The following is a 7,002-nucleotide window of genomic DNA, read 5'->3' as shown; positions in this document are numbered from 1 at the left end:
GTGAGGTTGGTGTTGCGGCGCCCCGCGGGGCCCCCCCCCCCGCACCCGGACTGGGGGGGGGGGGGGCGCGGGGTTCCCCCCCCCCCCCGGGGGCCGCCCCCCCCCCCACGACGGGTGACGCCCGGTCCCGCGACGGCCGGAACTCCCCGGAACTCCTGGCCTCCGTCGCGGGCCGGCCTCAGCCGAGTGCCTCCCGCAGCGCGGGCAGCAGGGTCTTCGCCGACCAGTCCAGGAACTCCGGCTGGGAGTCGCCGCCGATCTGCACCAGCGCGACCTCCTCGAACCCGGCCTCGGCGTACGGCCTTACGGCGTCCACGAAGGCGTCCGGGTCGTCGCCGCACGGGATGGCCGAGGCGACGTCGTCCAGGGTCACGAACTGGGTGGCGGCCTCGAAGGAGTCCGGGTGGGGCAGTTCGGCGTTGACCTTCCAGCCGAGGCCGAACCAGCGGAACTGGGAGTGGGCGCGCTTGATCGCAGCGTCCCGGTCGGGGTCGTAGCACACCGGCAGCTGGCCGACCCGGGGCTTGCCGGAGCCCCCGTGCCGGTCGAAGGCCTCCAGCAGACCCGCCTTCGGCTCGGTGGCGATGACCAGGTCGGCGAGATGCCCGGCGAGCTTGCAGGACTGCTCGCCGGAGACGGCGATGCCGATGGGCGGCGGCTGGTCGGGCAGATCCCACAGCCGGGCCGAGTCCACCTCGAAGTGGCGGCCGTGATGGGTGACATGGCCGCCCTCGAACAGCGCGCGGATGATCCGTACGGCCTCCTCGAGCATCTCGTGGCGCACGTCCACCGGAGGCCAGCCGCCGCCCACGATGTGTTCGTTCAGGTTCTCGCCCGCGCCCAGCCCGAGCCGGAAGCGGCCCTCGGACAGCAGCTGCATGGTGGCCGCCTTCTGCGCCACCACCGCCGGGTGGTAACGGCGGATCGGACAGGTCACATAGGTCATCAGCGGAATCCGCGAGGTGGCCTGCGCGGCCGCGCCCAGCACGCTCCACGCGTATGGTGAGTGGCCCTGCGAGCGCAGCCAGGGAAAGGCGTGGTCCGAGGTCACCGAGAAGTCGAAGCCGGCCTCCTCGGCACGCACCAGGTGGTCCACGAGATCCCGCGGACCGGCCTGCTCGGTCATCATCGTGTATCCGATTTGCACCATAGGGTGCGAGTCCCCGGCTCGGCCGCAGGAAAACGGACCGGACCTTCGGCTCAGCCGTTCGGCTCGCGGAACGTGGCCAGGAAGGTCTTCAGTGCCAGCCGGACGGCCGGGGTGTCCCAGGCCCCGGCCGGCGCGGTGAAGCGGAGCGAGCAGCCCCGCTGGCCGCCGAGCAGGAAGCCGCGCCCGAAGGTGTGCACCCGCGCCGCTCCCGTCCCCGAGAGCCACTCCAGGTCGGCGGCCGGGTGTCCGTGGTAGCCGGTGGCGCGGATCGCGCCGACCCGTTGGTAGCCGGGCGTCCGCGCGAGGCCCGGCTCGACGTCGTCTCGCCAGACGGCCACCGGGTCCGGGCCGACGTGCTCGCTGGAGGTGACGGCGAGAGTGGGGGAGGAGCCGCCGGTCCCGAAGGTGACGCGGTAGGTGCGGTCGGTGACCCGCGAGGTGGCCAGCCGCCGCCAGCCGTCGGGCAGCGCCACCTGGAAGCCTTCGGGGGCGGTGTAGCGGTGGTAACCGGCCGGCAGCCCGTCCGGGACCGGTGCCGGGGATGCGGCCGTGGCCGGGGCGGTCGGTGTGCCGGTCGGTGTGCCGGCCGGCCGGGCGGAGGAGGGGGCGGCCGGGGCGCCGGCCCGGGGCGGGTGCCCGGCCGGGGCCGTGCCGGGGAGGAGGTGGGTCGCGGCCAGCACCCCGGCCGCGACGGTGCCGACGGCGAGCGCGGTGCCGAGGGCCAGGACCCGTCTGCTCCGGCCCGGCACGGCGAGGGACGCCCACCGGTACGCCCCGCGCGGCCGGGGTTCCGGTTCCGGCTCCCGCCCGGCGTCGGTACCGGCGTCGCGTGCCCGGAGCAGCGCCTCGCGGAGCTGTTGCCGGGACGGCCGCTCCCGGGAGTCCTTCCGCAGCAGACCCTCCACGGCCTGGGTCAGCGCTCCCGTGCGCAGCGGGGTGCGCAGCGGCAGCCGGTCCACCGCCTTCAGCGTGGCGTCGGGACGGCCGCGGTCCCGGAACGGCGGCCGGCCCTCGACCATCGTGTAGAGCAGCGCGCCCAGCGCCCACAGGTCGGCGGCCGGGCCGATGCGCTCGTCGCGGGCCTGCTCGGGCGAGGCGTACGACGGTGCCGTGAGCCGGGGCACGAGGGTCGCGCCCGCGAGCCCGAACCCGGCCACGACGACGGTCCCGTCCTCCCGCACGAACACCTGGCCCGGGCTCAGCTCACCGTGCGTGACGCCTTCGTCGTGCGCGGCCTGGAGCACGTCGAGCAGCTCCAGGCCGATCCGTGCCGCACGCGCCGGATCCAACGGCCCCTCGCGGTCGAGGAGTTCGCACAGCGCCGTACCGTCGATCCACTCGGTGACCGTCCACAGCGTGCCGGACTCCACCACCGCGTCGACGACCGCGGCGACCCGGCCGGGCCGCAGCAGCCGCAGCGTCTCGGAGGTGCGGACGAGGCGGGCGGTGATCCGGTGCGCGCCGTCCTCGCCGGCGGACTCCGGCAGGGCGGTCTGCGCCATCAGGCGGGGCTGTGCCGCCGCCATGTCCTCGGCGTACCACCACAGTCGGTTGGTCTCGCGGGCGAAGACCTCCAGCAGCCGGTACCGCCCGGCGACCGACGCGTGCGCGGAGACGTGCGCCTTGACCATGGTCATCCCTCGCTGAAACCCCTTGCCCGGTGTCGCCCAGGGGTACGCGCGGCATGTGGGGGTGCGTTCAAGGATGCCCGGCTCCGGCCCACTTCCTGTCTTTCGGTCAACACGCCGCGGCGGTGCGCTCAGCCGGCGGGCCTGAGCAGTCCGAAGCGCTCGGCCCAGCCGGCGACCTCCCGGGGGGTCGTGTTGCCCCCGCACACCACCAGCCCGATCCGGGCGTCCGGGCCGACCCGTTCCACCACCTGCCGGGCCGCCGGGAGCACACAGCCCGCGGCGGGCTCGGCCCACACCTTGGCGTGGTCGGCGAGGTCCAGGCATCCCTGCACGGCGTCCCGGTCCGGGACCACCAGCACCTCCTCGACCAGCGCGGCGACATGGTCGTACGTCAGCTGGGACACCGAGGGCGCGGTGAGCGTGGTGACCAGCGACGACACCGGCACCGGCAGCGGGCCGCCCGCCCGCAGCGCCGCCGACATGGCCTCCGCGCCCTCCGTCTCCACGCCCCACACGCGCACCGTGGGCCGCAGGGCGCGCAGGGCCGCCGCGATGCCCGCGATCAGCCCTCCGCCGCCGATGCTGACGACGACATCGGTGAGCTCGCCCGCGTCCTCCGCCAGTTCGGCACCCACCGTGCCCTGACCCGCGATCACCAGCGGGTCGTCGAACGGATGGACCAGCGTCAGCCCCTCGTCCCTGAGCCGCGTCACCAGCTCGAAGGCGCTGTCCATGCCGTCGGTCAGCCGCACCGACGCCCCCGCCTGCTCCACGATCTCGACGGAGCGCGCGGGCGCGGTCCGGGGCATCACCACGGTCGCCTTGACGTCGAGCGCCGCCGCCATCTGGGCGACGGCGATGCCGTGGTTGCCGCCGCTGACCGCGACGACGCCCGCCGCCAGCTCGGCCGCGCTCAGCGACAGCAGTTTCGCCATGGCCCCGCGGGCCTTGAACGAGCCGGTGCGCTGGAGGAGTTCGAGCTTGGCGGTGACCGGGACGCCGAGCAGCGCGGTCAGCCCGGGGCTGGGGACCGTCGGTGTGCGCACGACGTGTCCGGCGATCCGCTCCGCCGCGGCTTCGATGTCCGAGATGCCGATCAAGGTGCTTCACCCTTCCGGCGCGGGGGTGGGAGCCGCGCCGGTCGCACCCTGACCCGGGAGGGTGTCCCTGGTCAACACCGTTTCGCGGTACGGCTACAGGGCCCGGCCCAGCAGGAACTCCAGCAGCCGGACCAGGTCCGCGGCGGCGCCGGCGGCCAGCGGGGCACCGGCGAGCAGCCCGCGCGCCGCGGCGGTGTGGGCCCGCGCCTCGGCCAGCGCCGCCGCACGGCCCCCGGCCTTCTCGATCAGCGCGGCCGCCTCGGGCGCCCCCTCCTCGGTACCGAGGAGCGCGGGCAGCCGCCCGGCCGCCGGGGAGGCGAGCGCGACCAGCACCGGGAACGTCTTCTTGCCCGCCCGCAGATCGCCGCCCACGGGCTTGCCCGTGACCGCCGGGTCGCCCCAGATGCCCAGCACGTCGTCGACCAGCTGGAAGGCGATGCCGAGGTGCCGTCCGGCCCGGTCCAGCGCGGTGACCGTGGCCTCGGGCGCCCCGCCGAGCGCGGCGCCCAGCGCGGCCGCGCAGCCGAGCAGCGCGCCGGTCTTGCCCTCGGCCATCGCCCGGTACTCCCCGGCCGTCACCCGGTCCGGACCGGTGCACGGCCGGGCCGCGAACACCAGGTCGTCGGCCTGCCCGCGCACCAGGTCGGCGAGGGCCGCGGAGAGCAGCCGTACCGCGCCGGGACCCTGGGGCGTGGCGGCGACCGTCTCCACCGCCAGCGCGAACAGCGCGTCGCCGGCGAGCACCGCGGGGCCGGTGCCGTACGCCTGCCACACGGCGGGGCGGCGGCGCCTGGTCGGGTCGCCGTCCATGATGTCGTCGTGCAGCAGCGAGAAGGCGTGCACCAGCTCCACCGCGACCGCCGCCGGGACACCGGTTTGCTCGTCGGCGCCCGCCGCCCGGGCCCCGAGCACCGCCAGCGTCTGCCGGACGCCCTTGCCGCCCGGCGCGGCGGCGGGCGCTCCGCCGACCTCGCACCAGCCGAAGGAGTACGCGGCCATCTCCGCCACCCACGGATGCAGCCGCCCCACCGCCTCCTGAAGCGCGGGCCGCACCAGCTCCCGGCAGCCGGCCAGGATCTCGGTGGCGCCCGGCGGCGCCTGGAGCGCGGTCATCGCACGGCCTCCGCGGCCGGCGCGAACTCCTGCCGGGCCCGGGCCACCAGCTCGCGTACGTGCTTCAGCCCGCCGCCTTCCAGGGAGCGGGCCAGCTCGGCGAGTTCGGCCGCCGTCTCGGCGGGGCTCCGGCCCAGCATCGCCCGCGACTTCGCCAGGCCCAGCCGGGACAGCGCCTCGCCGCGCGGCTCGCTCATCGCGCGGAACTCCTCCAGCGCCAGCTCGTACAGCTCCCGGGCCTCGGCGTAACGTCCCGCGCGGTAGAGGACGTTGCCGCGCATCTTGTGGTTGTAGGCGAGCGCGCTGGAGAGGTTCATCGCGCGACACATGGTCTCCGCCTCGGACAACAGCTCCAGCGCCCGCCCGGTGTCGCCGTCGCGCACCGAGAGGACGTCGGCCAGTCCGCGCAGCGCCCAGGCGTGGCCGCGCCGGTCCTCGGCCCGCGCGGCTATCTCCGCCGCCTCCTCGAACAGCGCGTACGCCCTGTCGTACTCCCCGGTGTTGCGGTGCATCTGGGCGATGCCCTCCAGCGCCCACACCGTGTGCCGGGCCTCGCCGCGCCGGCGGGCCTCGGCCAGCAGCTGCTCGTGCAGCCGGCCGACCGCGGCGTAGTCGCCCTGGATCCGGCCCGTCTCGGCGAGCCCGGCCAGGGAGTAGCCGCGGACGACGACGTCCCCGCCGCGCTCGCCGAGTTCGGCCGCGAGTCCCAGCAGCCGCCAGGCCAGCGGGAAGGCGCCGCGCTGCCGGGCCAGTGTGCCGCCGCTCCACAGCGCCCAGGCCATCGCGGCGGTGTCGCCGGCCTCCCGGGCGGCGCGGTAACTCGCCTTCCAGGCGCGGTCCGCGTCCTGCACATGGCCGAGCCGGCGGTGTGCCTCGGCGACGGCGAGTCCGCAGCGCGCCGCCTCGCCCGGGTGCCCGGAGCGCTCGGCCTCGCGCAGCCGTTCGGTGGCCTCGGCCAGCACATCGACCAGCGAGGAGTTGACGGACAGGGTGGTCAGGGCGCCCTGGTACTCCGGGGCGAAAGCCTTGCCGTACATGCGTACCCTTCTATACACGGAGTGTATACATGACGTGTATAGCGTCTCGGAAACATGCCCCGGGTCCCGTGCGGGACCGGGGCTTCGGTCTGTTGTGGATCAAGACGCGGGTTCCGCCGCCGGGGTTGACTGTGCGACGCGCATCACATCGGAAGGCTCAGTGCTGCTGGTTCTTCTGCGGCGTCAGCTCGCTCGGCCGCACCACGACGACCCCCTCGCCCTGGAGCATCAGCTGGACCGCTTCGCCCGAACCGCCGCGCAGCATCGAGCCGATGGACTGCGAGCGGTGCAGCGAGGTCTCGAGCTGCGCCGACCAGCCGACCACCGCGTCCGTGTCGACGTACACCGGCGCCTCGGGCGTAACCGGTATGACCAGCGGGTTGCCCTCGCAGACCAGCCCGAGCCGGCCGTGCCCGCTGAACACGCTGTTGAACACCCCGCCACCGGCGATGCCGGAGCCCTTGACCGTCTTGATCTCGTACGACAGCGAGGCGTCGAAGCACAGGACGTTGCGGCCGTTGACGGTGAACCGGTCACCGGGCTCCACCTCGACGATGAAGCAGTTCTGCGCCTCGTGCGCGAACCAGGCCTCGCCCTGCCCGCGCACCGCCATCAGCGGCAGCCCCTCCCCGGTGACCGCTCGCTTGAGCATGCCGCCGACACCCTGCCCCTTGCGCTCGAAGGCGAGGCCGCCGCGGTGGGCGATCATCGCGCCCTGCCGGGCGTACATCTCGCCGTGCACCACGTATCTGATGCACTTGGCGTTCTCCACGGTCATGCCCGGCTCGGTGGCCGGCAGGACCCGGTTCTGATGCGAAAAAAGATCACCCTTCATGCCGGGCATGGTGTCCCGGAGGGGGGGGGGGGGCGCCCCCCGCCCCCCCCCCCCCCCCCCCCCCCGGGGCGCCCCCCCCCCCGGGGGGGGGGGGGCCCCCCAAAACCCCCCCCCCCCCCCCCCCCCCCCCCCCCCC

Annotated in this window: 6 protein-coding genes; all 6 read right to left on the bottom strand. The window is 75.2% G+C overall.

Going from position 1 to position 7,002, the window contains the following annotated elements; translation table 11 throughout:
- Nucleotides 1-178: 178 nt before the first annotated feature.
- On the bottom strand, nt 179-1,150 hold the full coding sequence (locus tag ACFVIU_RS06655) for an LLM class F420-dependent oxidoreductase (RefSeq protein ID WP_385841054.1): 972 nt from the start codon (nt 1,148-1,150) through the stop codon (nt 179-181).
- Nucleotides 1,151-1,200: 50 nt separating this feature from the next.
- A complete protein-coding gene (locus ACFVIU_RS06650; protein ID WP_385841053.1) occupies nt 1,201-2,787 on the bottom strand; it encodes a protein kinase in 1,587 nt (528 codons plus the stop codon).
- A 122-nt stretch (nt 2,788-2,909) separates the two neighbouring features.
- Nucleotides 2,910-3,881 (bottom strand): threonine/serine dehydratase, encoded by a 972-nt coding sequence (locus ACFVIU_RS06645; RefSeq protein ID WP_385841052.1) that lies wholly within the window; start codon nt 3,879-3,881, stop codon nt 2,910-2,912.
- A 93-nt stretch (nt 3,882-3,974) separates the two neighbouring features.
- Nucleotides 3,975-4,994, bottom strand: coding sequence for a polyprenyl synthetase family protein (locus ACFVIU_RS06640; protein ID WP_385841050.1), 1,020 nt, complete (start codon nt 4,992-4,994; stop codon nt 3,975-3,977).
- Complete coding sequence (locus ACFVIU_RS06635; protein ID WP_385841049.1) at nt 4,991-6,031, bottom strand: tetratricopeptide repeat protein; 1,041 nt, start codon at nt 6,029-6,031, stop codon at nt 4,991-4,993. The genes ACFVIU_RS06640 and ACFVIU_RS06635 overlap by 4 nt, the downstream gene beginning before the upstream one ends.
- A 157-nt stretch (nt 6,032-6,188) precedes the next feature.
- Nucleotides 6,189-6,866 carry an AIM24 family protein gene (locus ACFVIU_RS06630; protein ID WP_385841047.1) on the bottom strand — a complete coding sequence of 226 codons (678 nt, stop codon included), beginning with the start codon at nt 6,864-6,866 and terminating at the stop codon, nt 6,189-6,191.
- Nucleotides 6,867-7,002 lie beyond the last annotated feature (136 nt).

Origin of the sequence: Streptomyces sp. NPDC127190, assembly GCF_042672505.1 — a bacterium.
In the GTDB taxonomy this organism is placed as follows: domain Bacteria; phylum Actinomycetota; class Actinomycetes; order Streptomycetales; family Streptomycetaceae; genus Streptomyces.
The sequence above is the reverse complement of the archived record's forward strand: the minus strand, read 5'-3'. Positions and strand labels throughout refer to the sequence as shown.